The organism is Marivita sp. (assembly GCF_965656765.1).
In the GTDB taxonomy this organism is placed as follows: domain Bacteria; phylum Pseudomonadota; class Alphaproteobacteria; order Rhodobacterales; family Rhodobacteraceae; genus Marivita.
In genome coordinates, this window is record NZ_CBFHLV010000016.1 from 1 (window position 1) to 16,526 (window position 16,526).

17 protein-coding genes and 1 pseudogene are annotated in these 16,526 nt (G+C 59.2%); 12 read left to right on the forward strand and 6 right to left on the reverse strand.

The window, feature by feature from the left end; genetic code table 11:
* Nucleotides 1–162 (reverse strand): annotated as a pseudogene (locus tag ACTG4M_RS06700) (cyclic pyranopterin phosphate synthase); the annotation flags it as partial.
* Nucleotides 163–308: 146 nt separating this feature from the next.
* Between ACTG4M_RS06700 and ACTG4M_RS06705 the strand changes: the two are divergent.
* Nucleotides 309–728, forward strand: coding sequence for a D-galactarate dehydratase (locus tag ACTG4M_RS06705; RefSeq protein ID WP_439122875.1), 420 nt, complete (start codon nucleotides 309–311; stop codon nucleotides 726–728).
* Here the strand turns inward: ACTG4M_RS06705 and ACTG4M_RS06710 are convergent.
* Genes ACTG4M_RS06710 through glmU form a run of 3 tightly spaced genes read right to left on the reverse strand, consistent with a single transcriptional unit; the run spans nucleotide 717 to nucleotide 4,568 of the window.
* The gene (locus tag ACTG4M_RS06710) at nucleotides 717–1,400 is read right to left on the reverse strand and encodes a DNA alkylation repair protein (RefSeq protein ID WP_439122876.1); all 684 of its coding nucleotides are present in this window, start codon (nucleotides 1,398–1,400) and stop codon (nucleotides 717–719) included. The genes ACTG4M_RS06705 and ACTG4M_RS06710 overlap by 12 nt on opposite strands.
* Complete coding sequence (gene glmS / locus ACTG4M_RS06715; protein ID WP_439122877.1) at nucleotides 1,397–3,214, reverse strand: glutamine--fructose-6-phosphate transaminase (isomerizing); 1,818 nt, start codon at nucleotides 3,212–3,214, stop codon at nucleotides 1,397–1,399. Before glmS ends, ACTG4M_RS06710 begins: the two co-directional genes overlap by 4 nt.
* Nucleotides 3,215–3,218: 4 nt before the next feature.
* Complete coding sequence (gene glmU, locus ACTG4M_RS06720) at nucleotides 3,219–4,568, reverse strand: bifunctional UDP-N-acetylglucosamine diphosphorylase/glucosamine-1-phosphate N-acetyltransferase GlmU (RefSeq protein WP_439122878.1); 1,350 nt, start codon at nucleotides 4,566–4,568, stop codon at nucleotides 3,219–3,221.
* Between the two features lie 105 nt (nucleotides 4,569–4,673).
* Here glmU and ACTG4M_RS06725 point away from each other — a divergent pair, with 105 nt between their 5' ends.
* Nucleotides 4,674–5,336 carry an HAD-IA family hydrolase gene (locus ACTG4M_RS06725; RefSeq protein WP_439122879.1) on the forward strand — a complete coding sequence of 221 codons (663 nt, stop codon included), beginning with the start codon at nucleotides 4,674–4,676 and terminating at the stop codon, nucleotides 5,334–5,336.
* On the opposite strand, the gene ACTG4M_RS06730 is transcribed toward ACTG4M_RS06725, so the two are convergent.
* Nucleotides 5,333–5,788, reverse strand: a complete 456-nt coding sequence (locus ACTG4M_RS06730) for a CreA family protein (protein WP_439122880.1) — start codon at nucleotides 5,786–5,788, stop codon at nucleotides 5,333–5,335. The genes ACTG4M_RS06725 and ACTG4M_RS06730 overlap by 4 nt on opposite strands.
* 9 nt (nucleotides 5,789–5,797) lie before the next feature.
* Nucleotides 5,798–6,268 (reverse strand): pyridoxamine 5'-phosphate oxidase family protein, encoded by a 471-nt coding sequence (locus ACTG4M_RS06735; protein ID WP_439122881.1) that lies wholly within the window; start codon nucleotides 6,266–6,268, stop codon nucleotides 5,798–5,800.
* A gap of 139 nt (nucleotides 6,269–6,407) precedes the next feature.
* Here ACTG4M_RS06735 and ACTG4M_RS06740 point away from each other — a divergent pair, with 139 nt between their 5' ends.
* The 10 genes from ACTG4M_RS06740 (at nucleotide 6,408) to ACTG4M_RS06785 (ending at nucleotide 16,280) form a co-directional block, all read left to right on the forward strand.
* A complete protein-coding gene (locus ACTG4M_RS06740) occupies nucleotides 6,408–7,571 on the forward strand; it encodes an isovaleryl-CoA dehydrogenase (protein ID WP_439122882.1) in 1,164 nt (387 codons plus the stop codon).
* 4 nt (nucleotides 7,572–7,575) lie between these two features.
* Entirely contained in the window at nucleotides 7,576–7,881 is a 306-nt protein-coding gene (locus ACTG4M_RS06745; RefSeq protein ID WP_439122883.1) for a hypothetical protein, read from the forward strand.
* On the forward strand, nucleotides 7,878–9,440 hold the full coding sequence (locus tag ACTG4M_RS06750) for an AMP-binding protein (RefSeq protein ID WP_439122884.1): 1,563 nt from the start codon (nucleotides 7,878–7,880) through the stop codon (nucleotides 9,438–9,440). The genes ACTG4M_RS06745 and ACTG4M_RS06750 overlap by 4 nt, the downstream gene beginning before the upstream one ends.
* The gene (locus ACTG4M_RS06755) at nucleotides 9,437–9,925 is read left to right on the forward strand and encodes a lysozyme inhibitor LprI family protein (protein ID WP_439122885.1); all 489 of its coding nucleotides are present in this window, start codon (nucleotides 9,437–9,439) and stop codon (nucleotides 9,923–9,925) included. Before ACTG4M_RS06750 ends, ACTG4M_RS06755 begins: the two co-directional genes overlap by 4 nt.
* A 2-nt stretch (nucleotides 9,926–9,927) precedes the next feature.
* The gene (locus tag ACTG4M_RS06760) at nucleotides 9,928–11,532 is read left to right on the forward strand and encodes a carboxyl transferase domain-containing protein (protein WP_439122886.1); all 1,605 of its coding nucleotides are present in this window, start codon (nucleotides 9,928–9,930) and stop codon (nucleotides 11,530–11,532) included.
* 92 nt (nucleotides 11,533–11,624) lie between these two features.
* Complete coding sequence (locus tag ACTG4M_RS06765) at nucleotides 11,625–13,568, forward strand: acetyl/propionyl/methylcrotonyl-CoA carboxylase subunit alpha (RefSeq protein WP_439122887.1); 1,944 nt, start codon at nucleotides 11,625–11,627, stop codon at nucleotides 13,566–13,568.
* Nucleotides 13,565–14,239, forward strand: coding sequence for a glutathione S-transferase family protein (locus ACTG4M_RS06770; protein ID WP_439122888.1), 675 nt, complete (start codon nucleotides 13,565–13,567; stop codon nucleotides 14,237–14,239). Before ACTG4M_RS06765 ends, ACTG4M_RS06770 begins: the two co-directional genes overlap by 4 nt.
* A gap of 48 nt (nucleotides 14,240–14,287) precedes the next feature.
* Nucleotides 14,288–15,139 carry a hydroxymethylglutaryl-CoA lyase gene (locus ACTG4M_RS06775; RefSeq protein ID WP_439122927.1) on the forward strand — a complete coding sequence of 284 codons (852 nt, stop codon included), beginning with the start codon at nucleotides 14,288–14,290 and terminating at the stop codon, nucleotides 15,137–15,139.
* On the forward strand, nucleotides 15,136–15,912 hold the full coding sequence (locus ACTG4M_RS06780; protein WP_439122889.1) for a crotonase/enoyl-CoA hydratase family protein: 777 nt from the start codon (nucleotides 15,136–15,138) through the stop codon (nucleotides 15,910–15,912). Before ACTG4M_RS06775 ends, ACTG4M_RS06780 begins: the two co-directional genes overlap by 4 nt.
* Nucleotides 15,909–16,280 carry a hypothetical protein gene (locus tag ACTG4M_RS06785; RefSeq protein ID WP_439122890.1) on the forward strand — a complete coding sequence of 124 codons (372 nt, stop codon included), beginning with the start codon at nucleotides 15,909–15,911 and terminating at the stop codon, nucleotides 16,278–16,280. Before ACTG4M_RS06780 ends, ACTG4M_RS06785 begins: the two co-directional genes overlap by 4 nt.
* Nucleotides 16,281–16,526 lie beyond the last annotated feature (246 nt).

Genomic DNA, 16,526 nt, shown 5'->3' on the forward strand with positions numbered 1-16,526 from the left:
TGAACACATGCGGTCAAGTTCTTCCAGCGTCAGAAGCTCTTTCTTAGGCAGGAAGGTCATGTTTTCCGACATGCAGTAGACGCAGCGGAAATCGCAGCGGTCTGTGACGGAGACGCGCAGATATGTGATTGCGCGTTGGAAAGGATCAATAAGCGGTGTCATGCCGGGGAGCCTAGCCTTTCCCTAGAGACTGGGCAAGTATGCCGATGTGATGATGTGCGGGACGAAAGTCGGAGACGATTGTGCAAAAGAAGCTTGGAATTTTGGGCATTTGCCTTTTTGCGGCGGGGTGTGGCCAGTTTGGGGCAATGCCCCAACCTATGCCGGGTGCGGAAGAGGGGCAGACGCGACCTCAATCGCGGCCCGGGGCGCTGGATACAGCCGAACGTCGGCCTCCTGAAACCGCGCGAACGGTCGACGAGTTCGACACGACAACTGCCGAGGAACGGCAGGTTGCGGCTGCGGTGCCCGCTGCTGTGAGCGCCGAAACCGCGCTCGGGACAACCATTGTGTCTTTAGGAGATCCGGTGCGTCCGGGGTTCTGGCTTGAGACACCTCTGGTATCGGCGGCGGGGACAGGGCGCGTCGTTTATCCGGAGACTGGGCAATCCGTGCAGGTTGACCTAAGCCCCAGCGACAGTGGCAGCCGTATGTCATTGCCCGCGATGCGTTTGATTGGCGTGCCATTGACTGGATTGGTCGAAGTGCAGGTCTTTTCAGGCGGGTAAATGCCGCGACGCCTCTTTGCGGGCGAAGGGTTTCAAGCCGAGGCCGTAATCGCGTAGGAACGCTCGGGTACGGTCTGGGTCGTGTTTCGACAGATCGCGCAGCCACCATGCGACCGATTTCTGGATGAACCATTCGGGATCGTTTACATAGGTTGCTGCCCAGCCAAGAACCCTGTCGCGGGCGGCGGTTTCTTGAGGTGTCGGATGATTTTGTTTCGTCCACGGTAGGGTAATGACCAAGGCCGCACGTCTGGTCCACATGTGGTCGCTGGTGATCCAGCCTTCGATGGTATCCAAGCGGGACGGGTCTGCGGTCAGGCGGCGTTGCCCTGCCATGCAAGCATGATCGGCGATGGCCCAGCTGTCGAAATCCGGCACCCAGCTTTGGATCAGGTCCCATGCAGGTGTGTCATCCGGTTTGATCCGTGCTTGCGTCAATAGTTTTGCGGCACCCACCCGTGCCTCGAAAATGTTTGTGTGCCAGAGATCGCGGGCCAAAGTTATGCGTGTGTCGAGGTCCAGTTGTTTGCGCCACGCGCGGACCAGGGCGTCGGTTTCTGGATTTGCAACGCCCAGGTACGGACGATCAGCCTTGTGATAGGCGGCCATCTGTTCGGAGCGGCCTGGTTCCGCTTTGGCTTTCAGCGCAGCGATGGCCTCATCAAGTGTCATTCCACGGTAACAGATTTGGCGAGGTTTCGGGGCTGGTCTACGTCTGTCCCTTTGGCAATGGCGGCATGATAGGCCAAAAGCTGCGCGGGTAGTGCATAGAGCAGAGGCGACAGTGTCGGGTTGACTGCGGGCAGGATGATCGTGCGCCAGACATCCGATCCAGCAGCCTCGGCCCCGGCGGCGTCAGTGATCAGGCAGACATTGCCGCCACGGGCCATAACCTCCTGCATGTTCGAGACAGTCTTTTCGAACAAGGCATCGCGGGGGGCCATGACGATAACGGGCACGTTCTTGTCGATTAGCGCAATGGGGCCGTGCTTGAGTTCGCCTGATGCATAAGCCTCGGCATGTATATAGCTGATTTCTTTGAGTTTAAGAGCGCCCTCAAGTGCAAGTGGATACATCAATCCACGTCCAAGGAACAGTACGTCGCGGGCTTCTGCAATCTTGTGTGCGGCATCTGCCATCGTCGGGTCGCGATCCAATGTGGCATTGAAAAGACCGGGCAAGGCGCGCAGATCGGTCAGCGTCTCGGCGAGGGTGTCGGCACTCATCGTGCCGCGTTGGGTCGCAGCGTGCAGTGCCAGCAACAGGAGCGTGTTTAGCTGGCAGGTGAACGCCTTAGTGGAGGCAACACCGACTTCGACACCCGCGTGGATTGGCAAGGCCACATCGCTTTCGCGGGCGATGGAGCTTTCGGCGACATTGACCACCGACAGGATGCTGTCGGCGCGACCCTTGCAGTACCGCAAGGCGGCAAGCGTGTCGGCGGTTTCGCCAGATTGTGACACGAAAAGTGCGACGGTTCCCGGTGTGACAGGCGGTTCGCGGTAGCGGAATTCGGAAGCAATATCGACTTCGACAGGAAGATGGGCCAACTGTTCGAACCAGTATTTCGCGGTCAAACAGGCATAGAACGCCGTGCCGCAGGCAACCATTGTGAGGCGTTGTACCTTGGTGAAATCAGGCAGGTCTTTGGGAAAATCGATAGTATTGCCATCAAGATAGGCGCGCAGAGCATCGGCAAGAACAGTTGGCTGCTCGGCTATTTCTTTGGCCATGAAATGCTTGTAGCCCGCCTTGTCGACCCGCGTGGCGGCGGTGTTGATCGTACGGCTTTCGCGAGCGACACGTGAACCGGTTTCATCAAAGATATCAAGCGTCTGCCGGGTGAGAACGGCGCAGTCGCCCTCTTCGAGATATGTGATGGTGTCGGTCATTGGCGAAAGCGCGATCGCGTCCGAGCCTACGAACATTTCGCCGTCACCGTGGCCAATGGCAAGCGGGCTTCCGCGACGGGCAGCCACGATCAGGTCGTCTTCGCCGTCGAACAGAAACGCCAGCGCAAACGCGCCTTCGAGCCGCGACAGGCAGGCACGGGCGGCATCCACGTGTGTCATGCCTTGGCGCATATAGTGATGGGTCAAAAGGGCGATGGTTTCCGTGTCGGTTTCGGTTTCCGGCACGATCTGATGCTTGGCCAGTTCGGCGCGCAGCTCTTTGTAGTTCTCGATAATGCCGTTGTGCACGACAGCGACGGGGCCGGATTGATGGGGGTGCGCGTTGGTGGTGTTGGGCTCACCGTGTGTGGCCCAACGAGTGTGGCCGATGCCGGATTTGCCGGGCAAGGGATCATGCACCAGCAGGTCAGAGAGGTTCACCAGCTTGCCCACAGCACGACGGCGGGCGAGCGTGCCGTCATTCACTGTAGCAATGCCAGCGCTGTCATACCCGCGATACTCAAGGCGTTTCAGTGCCTCGACCAACAGTGGGGCCGCCTCGTGTTGTCCCAGAACGCCGACAATTCCACACATTCTCTTACCCTTTTGCCATTTTGGCTTTTTTGGCGCGCAGCATGCTGAAGAGCTTGCGTGCAAAGCCTGCTTTGTTGGTCTGCTCGGTCCGGGCGATGGCCATTGCCCCGTCTGGCACGTCTTTGGTGACGGTGGTTGCTGTGGCGGTCATCGCCTCGTTGCCGACGGTGATGGGGGCGACCAGCATGGTGTTGGATCCAATGAACGTATCGCGCCCGATGGTGGTTTTGTGCTTCATCACGCCGTCATAGTTGCATGTGATGGTGCCTGCGCCGATATTGCTGCGTGCGCCGACCTCTGCATCGCCAATATAGGTCAGATGATTGACCTTAGCGCCTTCGTCTATTGTGGCATTCTTGATCTCGACAAAATTGCCGATGTGCACGTCTTCGGCCAGTTCGGCACCGGGACGCAGGCGCGCAAATGGGCCGACTGTGGCTCCGCGGCTGACATGCGCGCCTTCCAGATGGCTGAATGCGCGAATGCGTGCGCCAGATTCGACAGTCACTCCGGGGGCGAAAATGACGTTTGGTTCAATTTCAGCGTCACGACCGATGATGGTGTCAAAGGACAGATATACGGTGTCTGGCGCCTGCATCATCACGCCGTCGTCAATCAGGGCACGGCGGCGGTTTGACTGGAATGTTGCCTCGGCTCCGGCAAGTTCGGCGCGCGAATTGATGCCAAGCGTTTCCGCTTCGTCGCAGGTGACAGCTGTGGCTTTCAGCCCGCGCTCTTTGGCAATCCCGACAATATCTGTGACGTAGTATTCCCCGGCGGCATTGTCATTGCCGATAGCTGACACAAGGTTCATGAACGTTGCCGCATTGGCGCATATAACGCCGGAATTACAAAAGGTTACTGCGCGCTCTGCATCTGAGGCGTCTTTGTATTCCACGATCTGTGACAGACTTGAGCCGTCCATAATCAACCGCCCATAGCGCGCGGGATCCGCGGCCTCAAAGCCAAGCACCACAACATCATGTGTTGCGCGCGCGGCAATCATCGCTTCTAGAGTTTCGGTGGTGATGAAGGGCGTATCTCCATAAAGCATGATGAGGTCGCCGTCGAACCCGTCAATCGCGTCCTGCGCCTGCTTTACCGCGTGGCCGGTGCCAAGCTGTTCTTTCTGACGCACAGTGATTGCATCGGGGTCAAAGTCGCGTGCTGCCGCTTCGACCAGATCAGCCCCATGCCCGGTAACAACAATGGTGCGCTCAGGCTCCAGGGCTGAGGCCGAGAGCATCGCATGGTGCAGCAGGGGGGCACCACCGATCTTATGCAGGACTTTAGGAAGGTCCGAGTCCATGCGGGTGCCTTTGCCCGCAGCGAGTATGACCAAGGCTATGCTCATCAGGTTTCTCTTTGTATTTTGCCTTTGGTCCTTTTATCGGTCTGGTTCATTGCTGCAAGGCGGCTAATTTCACACAAGGTTGCGACTTGTGACAGGAGAGACCCGGTGCGGACAGTGATTTTCGACCTAGACGGTACTTTGGCCGACACCAGTGGCGATCTGATCGCGGCGGCTAACCATTGCTTTGACCTTATGGGGTTTGACGCCCGGCTGGACCCGGCGACCGACGCCGGAACCGCATTGCGCGGCGGCCGGGCAATGTTGACGCTTGGGCTGGAACGCTCTGGGCAGTATTCCGCCGAATTGGTGGATCAATGGTATCCAGAACTGTTGAGGGCGTACGGCGACGCGCTTGATGTCCATACTGTGATGTATCCTGGCGCAATGGACGCGGTCGAGGTGTTGAAGTCCAACGGGATGGCAGTGGGAATTTGCACGAACAAACCGGAAGGTCTGGCCGAAACGCTGATGACACGGTTGGGCGTGCGCGATGCGTTCGGGTCGTTGGTCGGGGCGGATACTCTGCCCACTCGCAAGCCTGACGCTGCCCCTTACGTCGCTGCAGTAGAGCGGGCAGGTGGTGTCGTAGCCCAAAGTTGCCTGATTGGAGATACAAAAACCGACCGCGACACAGCACGTGCCGTCGGCGTGGCCTGTGTGCTGGTCGGCTTCGGTCCATCGGGCGGTGACATGGCCGCGCTTGAGCCGGACGCAATTATCCAGCACTTTGACGAGTTGCCAGAGATTGCCGCGCGCCTGCTGGCTTAGTCTGAACCGTAAAGCGGGACTGTCGACATCGACACCTTGGCAGACCCATCGGTCAGTTCGGCTGCATGGGCGATGTATACGAGTGTCTGGTTTTTCTCGTCGAATATTCGCTTCACCCGCAGTGATTTCAACACAATTGACCGCGATGCACGGAACACGTCTTCGCCGTCTTCATCGCGGTCAATCTCGCCGATGGTTATCGGACCGGTCTGCCGACAGGAGATTGATGCGTTGGATGGGTCTTCGAACCAGTTGCCCTTGCTAAGCCGGTCGAACAGACCCCTTTCGAAATAGGCTATGTGGCAGGTCACGCCTGCCACATCAGGGTCTGCAATTGCTTCGATAATGATGTCGTTGCCGACCCAATCAACTCCGACTTCGCCGATTTGTTCGGCCTTCACAGGAGATACTGACAACAGACCAAGCAGGCCGACGAGTCCCAAAAGTTTCATGTGGTTTCCTTAAAAATGGATCATGCCGTATTCGCCGGCATCGGGCTTGGCATCGGTGATGTTCGCTTTGATCGTTTCGAACAGGTATTTGGTGGTGCCATCGGTCGCCCAAATCTCAGCTTCGGTCGGAGTGTATTTCATCAACCGAACCGAGTCATCCTCGCGCCCGTTGGCGAACCACGCTGCAGCCATAGGTGACCACAGGTCATCCAACTTGTCTTTGTCATCGGACACGGACAATGCGCCCTTTATCGTCCCGTACATGTGTCCAGCCGAATCGCAGAGGTAGATCTTGGACGCAGCGGCCGATTTGGCGGCGTTGAAGGTGTCGTGATCGGCAGATGTGATGAACCAGATTGCGTTGTCGTCTTGGCGCGCAAGCGGTGACATCGGAACCGGGTCGCCATCGCCTGCACCAAGCAGTACGACATGGATTTTGCTCATATTGTTCCAGAATTTTTCGGTCAGTGTCGCGGTCATCGGTGTGTCCTTTCGCTTTCGAATGCGGTTCAGGCATCCAACGTCCGATGCCTGCGTCAGTTCCTTAAGCTTGACCTGACGTGGAGGTTTCCTCTAGGATTTGAACAAGTGTTCAATAAATCCGCTTGGGGAGAGGCGAATGTTCAACGCGACCATGCAGTTCGATCTTGGAGAAGACGTAAATTCCCTGCGCGAGATGGTGCATCGCTGGGCGCAGGAGCGGGTCAAGCCGATGGCGGCTGAGATCGACAGCTCAAACACTTTCCCACCAGCGCTTTGGACCGAGATGGGCGAACTGGGCTTGCTGGGTATCACCGTAGATGAAGAGTATGGCGGGGCCGGCATGAGTTATCTGGCGCATACCGTGGCGGTGGAAGAAGTCGCGCGCGCGTCAGCGTCAGTGTCGCTATCGTATGGCGCGCATTCCAACCTTTGCGTGAACCAGATCAAGCTGAACGGCACCACCGACCAAAAGGCGAAATATTTGCCTGGGCTTATTTCAGGTGAGCATGTTGGCGCCCTTGCCATGTCAGAGCCGGGATCAGGGTCTGATGTCGTGTCGATGAAGCTGCGCGCGGAAAAGCGCAACGATCACTATAAACTGAATGGCAACAAGTATTGGATCACCAACGGGCCGGACGCCGATACATTGGTCGTCTATGCCAAGACAGATCCTGAGGCCGGGTCCAAAGGGATCACGGCCTTTCTGATCGAAAAGACCATGACGGGTTTCAGCACATCGCCGCATTTTGACAAGCTTGGCATGCGTGGGTCGAACACGGCAGAGCTGATCTTTGACGATGTCGTAGTGCCATTCGAGAACGTGCTTGGCGAAGAGGGGCGCGGTGTGCGGGTTCTTATGTCCGGTCTGGACTACGAACGGGTCGTGCTGGCAGGTATTGGCCTTGGGATCATGGCGGCCTGTCTGGATGAGATCATGCCGTATATGGCCGAGCGTAAACAGTTCGGCCAACCGATTGGCAGCTTCCAGCTGATGCAGGGCAAGATGGCCGATATGTATACCGCGATGAATTCCGCCCGCGCTTATGTCTACGAGGTCGCCAAGGCCTGTGATCGGGGCGATGTGACCCGTCAGGACGCCGCCGCCTGCTGTCTGTATGCCAGCGAACAGGCGATGGTTCAGGCGCATCAGGCGGTGCAGGCGATGGGGGGCGCGGGTTTCCTGGCAGACGCGCCGGTCGCGCGTATCTTCCGCGACGCCAAGCTGATGGAGATTGGGGCAGGTACCTCCGAAATTCGACGCATGCTTGTCGGTCGCGAAATGATGGCGGCGATGGGCTAGGGCTGTGCCGGGCTGGATCTGGTGGGTGCCCTTGGGGCTTGCCACGCTGATGGGCGCGCTTCTGGCATTCCGCTATGGCTGGATTGCGGCCACGATAACGGAGACCGATGTGATCAATGCAATGGCCAATCGTTACGTGACGCAGGATGGCGGAGCGGATGCAAAAGCCGGCGATTGCGTCGGGCTGGCCGGACAGGTCGATGGCGCATGGATTACAGTAAAATGTGGTGGCATCTTATATCACGTCACGCGCTTTGGCCGTGTTTTGTCGGTGGGTGACAAGGCTCAATCGGAAAGGTTGTCGATATGACCGCACGCCCCCTGCTGCGACCCGCGCCCTATGATGTGCTTTGCAAAAAGTTCGATTGGGATTTGCCCACATCGCTCAATATGGCGCATCAGGTCTGTGATGGCTGGGCGGCGACGGAGCCCGATCGTTTGGCATTGATCGAGGTGACCGAAGATCGTGTGCGTCCCGTCACCTATGGTGACCTTTGGTATCGGTCACGGCAGGTCGAAGTGGCGCTGATTGAACGGGGTGTCATGAAAGGCGACCGGGTCGGTGTTTTGCTGTCTCAGTCGCCGCTATGTGCTGCCGCACATATTGCAGCTTGGCGGTTAGGAGCAATTTCGGTCCCACTTTTCAAACTGTTCAAAGAGGACGCCTTACGCACCCGGATCAAAGACGCAGACTTGGGCGTTGTCGTCACAGACCTCGAAGGCGTGGTGCATCTGACTGGGCTTGGGGTGGCGACTGTCACCCGTAGTGATCTGGGCGCGTCCTCAGGAACCCGGGCGATGGTTGAAACCGGGCCGGATGACGCGGCGGTACTGATCTATACCAGCGGCACCACAGGTGCGCCGATGGGCGCGTTGCACGGGCATCGGGTGCTCACAGGGCATCTGCCGGGTGTCGAGATGAGCCATGACTTTCTGGGTCACGATGGCGATGTGATCTGGACCCCTGCCGACTGGGCATGGATCGGCGGGCTGTTCGATGTGCTGATGTCAGGCTTGGCCCTTGGTGTGCCAGTGGTCGCTGCGCGGATGCCGAAATTCTCGGTCGAAGAATGCCGCCGGATTTGCCGGGAAGGTACTGTGCGCAATGTATTTTTCCCGCCAACAGCATTGCGGATGCTCAAAGCTGAGGGTGCAAAGATCGACGGGTTGCGATCGGTTGCTAGCGGTGGCGAACCGCTTGGGACTGAAATGCTGGCTTGGGGGCGTGACGCGTTTGGGGTGACAATCAATGAATTCTACGGGCAGACCGAATGCAACATGATAGTGTCGTCGTGTGCGGCGTCATTTGACCCTGTGCCAGGAGCGATGGGACGTGCTGTGCCGGGGCATCCGGTGGCAGTGATCGGGCCGGACGGGCTGCCTTGCGAGGGTGAAGGCGATATCGCCGTGCGGCGCGGGTCGGCTTCGATGATGTTGGAATATTGGCGCAAGCCCGAGGCCACGGCGGAAAAGTTCCGTGGCGATTGGATGTTGACCGGCGATCGCGGGATCAAAAAAGGTGATATGATCACCTTTCTGGGCCGCGAGGATGATGTGATCACCTCGTCCGGCTACCGCATTGGCCCGGCCGAGATTGAGGATTGTCTGCTGACCCATCCTGACGTTGCAACCTGTGGCGTGGTCGGTAAGCCGGACGAACTGCGGACCGAAATCGTTAAGGCTTATGTGGTGCTGAAGAAGGGGGCTAACGTTTTGGAGGCTGATCTTCAGGATTGGGTGAAAGATCGACTTGCAAGTTATTCCTATCCCAGGGAAATCGAGTTTCTTAGCGAACTTCCAATGACCGTGACTGGGAAGGTGATCCGCAAGGAATTGAAGGCGCGGGCCAGCAAGGAGGGCCAGCCATGAGACTAGGTTTGATGATCGCTGCGGTCGCATGCGCTCCACAGATTGGTGCTGCGCAAGACCTGACGATAGATCCGCAAATTGTCCGCGATTGCTTTGAAAACACAGAGATCGGTGCTCTCTATCCGATGTGCCTGGGCCAAGCCGCAGGTCAGTGCCAGGACATGCCGGGCGGATCGACAACCATTGGGATTGCGGAATGTATTCAAGCGGAAACCGCCATGTGGGACGTGATCCTGAACGAGGAATACAAGTGGACCCAAATGGCCAATGAGACCGCTGATGAAGAGGGCCGGTCGCAGGTTATGGACCGCTCTGATGCGTTGCGCGACGCACAACGGGCTTGGATTGCCTTTCGGGATGCCGATTGCACGGCGCGGTATGCGATGTGGCAGGACGGCACGATCCGCAGCATTGTCGGCGCAAATTGCCATCTCACCATGACAGCTGGGCGCGCGATTGATCTGCGCGACATGCGGGGACAATAAGAATGAAACTCCAATCACAGGCGATTGCGTCGTCCGAGCAGTTCAAAACCAACATCGCCGCGCATGAAGACGCTTTGCGCGTGGTGCGCGAGGCCGCCGAACTGGCCGCTGCTGGCGGTGGAGAGCGGTCACGCGACCGTCATGTATCACGGGGAAAGATGCTGCCTCGGGACCGGGTGGCAAACCTGCTCGACCCAGGATCACCGTTTCTGGAGGTGGGTGCGACGGCGGCGCATTGGTTTTATGACGGTGCTGCGCCCTGTGCTGGGGTCATCGCCGGAGTGGGCCGGGTGATGGGCCGTCAGGTCATGGTAGTCTGCAACGATGCCACCGTGAAGGGCGGCACCTATTACCCTATGACGGTTAAGAAACACTTGCGCGCGCAAGAGATTGCCGAAGAAAACCATCTGCCCTGCATCTATCTGGTCGACAGCGGCGGCGCGAACCTTCCCCAGCAGGATGAGGTGTTCCCCGACCGCGACCATTTTGGCCGCATCTTCTACAATCAGGCACGGATGTCGGCCAAGGGCATCGCGCAGATCGCGGTGGTTATGGGGTCGTGTACGGCGGGTGGCGCCTATGTCCCTGCGATGTCGGATGTAACCATCATCGTCAAGGAACAGGGAACGATCTTCCTCGCCGGTCCGCCTTTGGTCAAAGCTGCAACAGGTGAGGTTGTGACTGCTGAGGATCTCGGCGGCGGTGATGTGCACACGCGGCTGTCCGGAGTGGCGGATTATCTGGCAGAGAACGATAGCCACGCACTTGCCTTGGCACGGCGAGCCGTTGGGTCTTTAGGCGGTGCGTGCGGCGCACCCATCTTTCGCCAATCGCCCGAAGCTCCGGCGTATGATCCAGACGAAATATTCGGCGTTGTTCCTGGCGACTTGCGCACGCCCTATGACATCCGCGAGGTGATCGCACGGGTTGTTGACGGGTCATATTTCGACGAATTCAAGCCTCGCTTTGGGGAGACCCTTGTGACTGGTTTCGCCCATGTCGATGGGTGGCCTGTGGGGATCGTTGCCAACAATGGCGTGCTGTTTTCCGAGGCTGCCCAGAAGGGTGCGCATTTTGTAGAGCTGTGTTCTCAGCGCAAGATTCCTCTGGTGTTCCTGCAGAACATCACGGGCTTCATGGTGGGCCGGAAATACGAGAACGAGGGCATTGCGCGCCATGGGGCCAAGATGGTCACGGCCGTGGCCTGCGCGAGCGTGCCCAAGATCACCATGCTGGTGGGAGGCTCTTTTGGCGCGGGCAATTACGGCATGGCTGGACGCGCCTATCAGCCGCGCTTTTTGTGGACATGGCCGAATTCGCGCATCTCGGTGATGGGCGGCGAACAGGCGGCGGGCGTTTTGGCGACCGTGAAGCGCGACGCGATGGAGAAGCGCGGCGAGTCGTGGTCGATCGAGGACGAAGCGGCGTTCAAAAAGCCGACCGTCGATATGTTCGAGGAACAGGCGCACCCGCTTTATGCCTCGGCGCGGCTTTGGGACGATGGGATTGTTGATCCGCGCAGAACGCGGGCCGTGTTGTCATTGTCGCTTGAGGCTGCACTGAATGCGCCGATTGAGGATACACGGTTTGGCGTGTTTCGCATGTAATTGGGGCCAGCCCCCAAACGCAGGTTGACTTGGGGGCCAGCCCCCAAACCCCCGGAGTTTACGGGCAAGATGAAGAGAAGCGGTGGTGCGAGATGTTTGACACGATCCTGATAGCCAACCGGGGCGAAATTGCTTGCCGGGTCATCGACACTTGCCGTCGTTTGGGCGTGCGCACCGTGGCGGTGCATTCGGATGTGGACGCGCAGGCGCGACATGTTGAGATGGCGGATGTGGCTGTGTCGCTGGGCGGGGCCGCGCCCGCGGAAAGCTATTTGCGGGGCGATGCAATTATTGCGGCGGCGCAGGCTACGGGCGCCCAGGCGATCCATCCGGGCTATGGGTTTTTGTCAGAGAACCCCGATTTCGTGGATGCGGTCGAGGCGGCGGGGCTTGTGTTCATCGGTCCTTCCGGCGAGGCGATCCGGGCGATGGGGCTCAAAGACGCGGCCAAGGCGTTGATGGCGGAGGCGGGGGTTCCCGTGGTGCCGGGGTATCAAGGTGTGGATCAATCGCCGGAGTTATTGGCGCGGGAGGCCGAAGCGATTGGCTATCCGGTGCTTATCAAGGCCGTAGCAGGTGGCGGCGGCAAGGGCATGCGTTTGGTCGAAACGCCGAAGGAGTTTGCCGATGCGTTGTCCTCGGCCCAATCCGAAGCCCAAACGGCCTTTGGCAACAGCCACGTGCTAATCGAGAAATTTATCACCAGCCCCCGCCATATCGAGGTGCAGGTCTTTGGGGATGGCAGCCGCGCAGTGCATCTGTTTGAGCGGGATTGCTCTTTGCAGCGCCGCCACCAGAAGGTGATCGAGGAAGCGCCCGCGCCGGGCATGACGTCTGAGATGCGCAATGCGATGGGTCAAGCCGCTGTGCGAGCCGCTGAGACCATCGGTTACAAGGGGGCAGGGACGGTCGAGTTCATCGTCGATGGCTCTGACGGTCTGCGCCCTGATGGGTTCTGGTTCATGGAGATGAACACGCGGTTGCAGGTGGAACACCCGGTGACTGAAGCGATCACTGACGTTGATTTGGTCGAGTGGCAATTGCGCGTTGCCTCAGGTGAGTCACTGCCTTGTGCGCAGGAGGACCTTGGCATCACCGGGCATAGTTTTGAAGCCCGGCTTTATGCCGAGGATGTGTCTGCCGGGTTTTTGCCTGCAACCGGCCAGCTGGCGCATTTGGCGTTTCCGGCAGATGCGCGGACGGACACTGGCGTGCGGACAGGTGACGTGATTTCCCCGCATTACGATCCGATGATTGCCAAGATGATCGTACACGGGTCCTCGCGCGCTGTGGCACTGCGCAAGCTGCGAGCGGCTTTGTCGGCGACCGAAGTGGCGGGTACCGTGACGAACCTTGCCTTTCTGGGCGCGCTGGCGCGGCATCCCGGGTTTTCGAACGGTGAGGTCGATACCGGATTGATCGGGCGCGATCTTGAGCCATTGACGGCGGTGCCGCCGCCTGCACCTGCCGCGATCGCTCGGGCGGTTTTGGCGCTGCTCGGTCTGGACCGCGCGCCGACGCTGCTGGATGGATTTGCGCTTTGGCAGCCGCTGGCGCAAGATATAACGGTTGCGGTTGGCGACGACGCGGTGCCCTGTTGCATCAAGGTCTTGGCGCCCGGCAAGATTGATCTGTCGGTGGGGAGCGCGTTGGTTTCTGCCCGGTTCGGAGCCAATGGGTGGCGTTTTGATGGGCAACCCGCTTGTGCGGTGCACGTCACGGGGAATTCCGCTACCGTCTTTGGCGAGGCGACTTGTGTGGTGACAAGGATTGACCCGCTTGATGTGGAGGCAGGGGCAGGGGCATCAAGCGACTTGGTAGAGGCCCCGATGCCAGGACTTGTACGACAGGTCTATGTGGCTGCAGGCGATACCGTAGCGAAGGGAGACCGTCTTGCCGTTCTAGAGGCCATGAAGATGGAGCATTCCTTGCTTGCGGCACGCGACGGCGTAGTGGCCGAAGTCATGGCGGCTGCCGGGGCGCAAGTCGAGGCTGGGGCTGCGCTGATCCGGCTTGAAGAAGAGGAGGCATCATGATCCGATTGCATCACTGCCCACAGACACGGTCCATGCGGACTCTATGGCTTTTGCATGAATTAGAAGTTGAATTTGAAGTTGTGCTGCACGCCTTTGATCGTAGCCTGCGCGACCCGGAATACCTGAGTCTGTCGCCCGCTGGCCGCGTTCCAGCGCTTGAGATCGACGGGGAGCGGATGTTCGAGACCGGGGCCATTACGGAATTTCTATGTGAACGGTTCCCTGCGGCCAATATGGGCCGGGGTCCGGATGATCCGGACCGGATGGCATGGTTGGTATGGGTGCATTTTGCTGAAACCATCAGCCAGCATGCTGCGGCGCTGACGCAGCAGCATATTATGCTGTATGAAGACGCAATGCGGTCGCCCATCGTAATGAAGCTTGAAGCTGCGCGATTGACAAAATGCTATGATGCGCTTGAGGCGCGGCTGTCAACGCCGGTTGAAAATCGGGACTACCTGCTGACCAGCGGGTTTTCGGCGGCGGATGTGTCGGTTGGGCAGGCAGTCTACATGGCGCGGCACTTTGCCAAGCTCGACGCTCATCCGGCGGTATCCGATTGGTACGAACGGATCACCGATCGGCCTGAATTTCGCAAGTCCTTGCCTGCCGAAGTCGGAGCGCGGTTATATACACAGGACTTTTATCCGGCTTGGGTGATGGGTGGCTGATGCTCGGCCGTGCATATTTTCAAAAAGAAGAAGCAGGAGCGTGGCGTTTTGGCTGAGCGTGTCGAGATTTTCGAAGTGGGGCCGCGCGATGGGTTGCAGAACGAGGCGCGGCAGATCCCGCTGACCGAGAAGGTGGCGCTGGTCGATTGCCTGTCACGCGCCGGGTTCCGACGGATCGAATGTGCGAGTTTTGTCAGTCCGAGATGGGTGCCGCAGATGGCGGATTCGGCGGCGGTTCTGGCGGGGATCACCCGCGTCGCCGGTGTTTCGTATGCGGCGCTGACGCCCAACATGCGCGGTTTCGAAGATGCGGTTGCTGCAGGGGCTGACGAGGTTGCGATTTTTGGCTCGGCCTCCGAAGGTTTTTCCAAGGCCAATATCAACGCGACGATCGCTGAAAGTCTCGACCGGTTTCGACCGGTGGCAGCCGCAGCACTGGATCGTGGCGTACCGGTCAGGGGATATGTTTCTTGCGTGGTCGAATGCCCGTATGACGGTCAGGTGGCCCCGGCGGCGGTGGCGCGGGTTGTGGCCGCTTTGCGCGACATGGGCTGTTACGAGGTGTCCTTGGGGGATACGATTGGCCGGGCGACCCCGGATGGCATCGTCGACATGCTGACGGCGGTTTTGGGCGAGATGCCTGCGGACCGGCTGGCCGGGCATTACCACGACACGGGCGGTCTGGCCTGCGACAATGTGGAGGCATCTCTGGGCCTTGGCTTGCGGGTGTTCGATGCTGCGGTCGGTGGTTTGGGCGGATGCCCCTATGCACCCGGAGCGGCGGGCAACGTGGCGACCGAAGCGGTGGCCGTGCGGGTTGCGGAACTTGGGTATGATCATGGGTTGGACATGGATGTGGTGGCCCAGGCCGCAGAGATGGCACGGAGGATGCGGGGATGAGCTTGATCTGGGTGGAAACCGATACGCAGGGTGTGACGACCCTCACGCTGGCACGGGCTGAGAAGCATAACGCGTTATCGGCGGATATGATGACAGAGCTGGAACGCGCCGCGCGCGCATTGGCACAAGACCGGTCCGTTCGTGTTGTGGTGCTCGCCGCTGAGGGCAAGACCTTTTGCGCAGGTGGTGATTTGGCGTGGATGCGCGAACAGTTTGACATGAATGCCGAGACGCGGCGGATTGAAAGCCGCCGGATCGCGACTGTTCTGGGTGCCTTGTACGACTTGCCGCAGCCGTTGATCGGACGGGTGCAGGGCAATGCCTTAGGGGGCGGAGTGGGTCTTGTATCGGTTTGTGATGTCGCGATTGGGGTGACTGGGGCAAAGCTTGGCCTGACAGAAACGCGTTTGGGGTTGCTGCCTGCGAATATCGGGCCTTATGTGCTGGCCCGGATGGGCGCGACGCGCGCCTCTGAGGTTTTCATGTCGGCGCGGGTGTTCGATGCGGAAGAGGCCGTCCGGTTAAACTTGTTGAGCCGTTCGGTGGCGCCAGACGAGCTGGACGCTGCTGTCGCGGCTGAGGTTCTGCCATACCTGTCCTGTGCGCCGGGAGCCGTGGCCGAAGCCAAAGCGCTGATGCGTGACCTTGCGGGGCGTGTGACGCCAGCACAGGTCGATATGGCCATCGATGCATTGGCGGCACGCTGGCAGTCGGATGAGGCTCGAGAAGGGGTTGGGGCATTCTTTGAAAAACGCACACCGAGTTGGCAATGACGGTCCAGATTGCACATCTTTACGCGACAGCAACAGTAGCTATTGCGTTTTTTCAGATCGCTCTGATCGCCGGAGCACCTTTGGGGCGATATACACAGGGCGGCCAACACGACGGCGCACTGCCTCTGAGTGGACGCATCATTGCAGCAGTTTCGATCCCGGTGGTTCTGTTTCAGGGGATCGCTATTCTGTCTGCTGCGGGATTTCCGGGCCTTGGTTGGCCAGCATGGACGGGTTGGGCCGCGTTTGGCGTGCAGGTGGTGAGCACAGTTCTCAACTGGATCACGCCATCAAAGCCCGAACGCGCGCTTTGGGGGCCGGTGATGTTGGTCATGTCTGCAATGGCGCTGGTGGTGCTTACGGCATGACCCGCCGGATCGGGCGGCTATGGGTCACCACTTTTGCGCAAAGGTTTGGCAGGTGCCGCGACGCAACGGCGCGGTTTGCGAAGACCATATGATCCGGCGGATTGCCGCATGCCTTTAAAATCAGGCACAAAAAAGCGACAGGTTGCGTGTTTTCATAGAGATATTCACTGCCCAGAAGATGTTGCCCTGCGGTTGACCCTTCCGGGTGACGGGAGTACATCAGCGCCAAGTCAACCTCGCCACTTG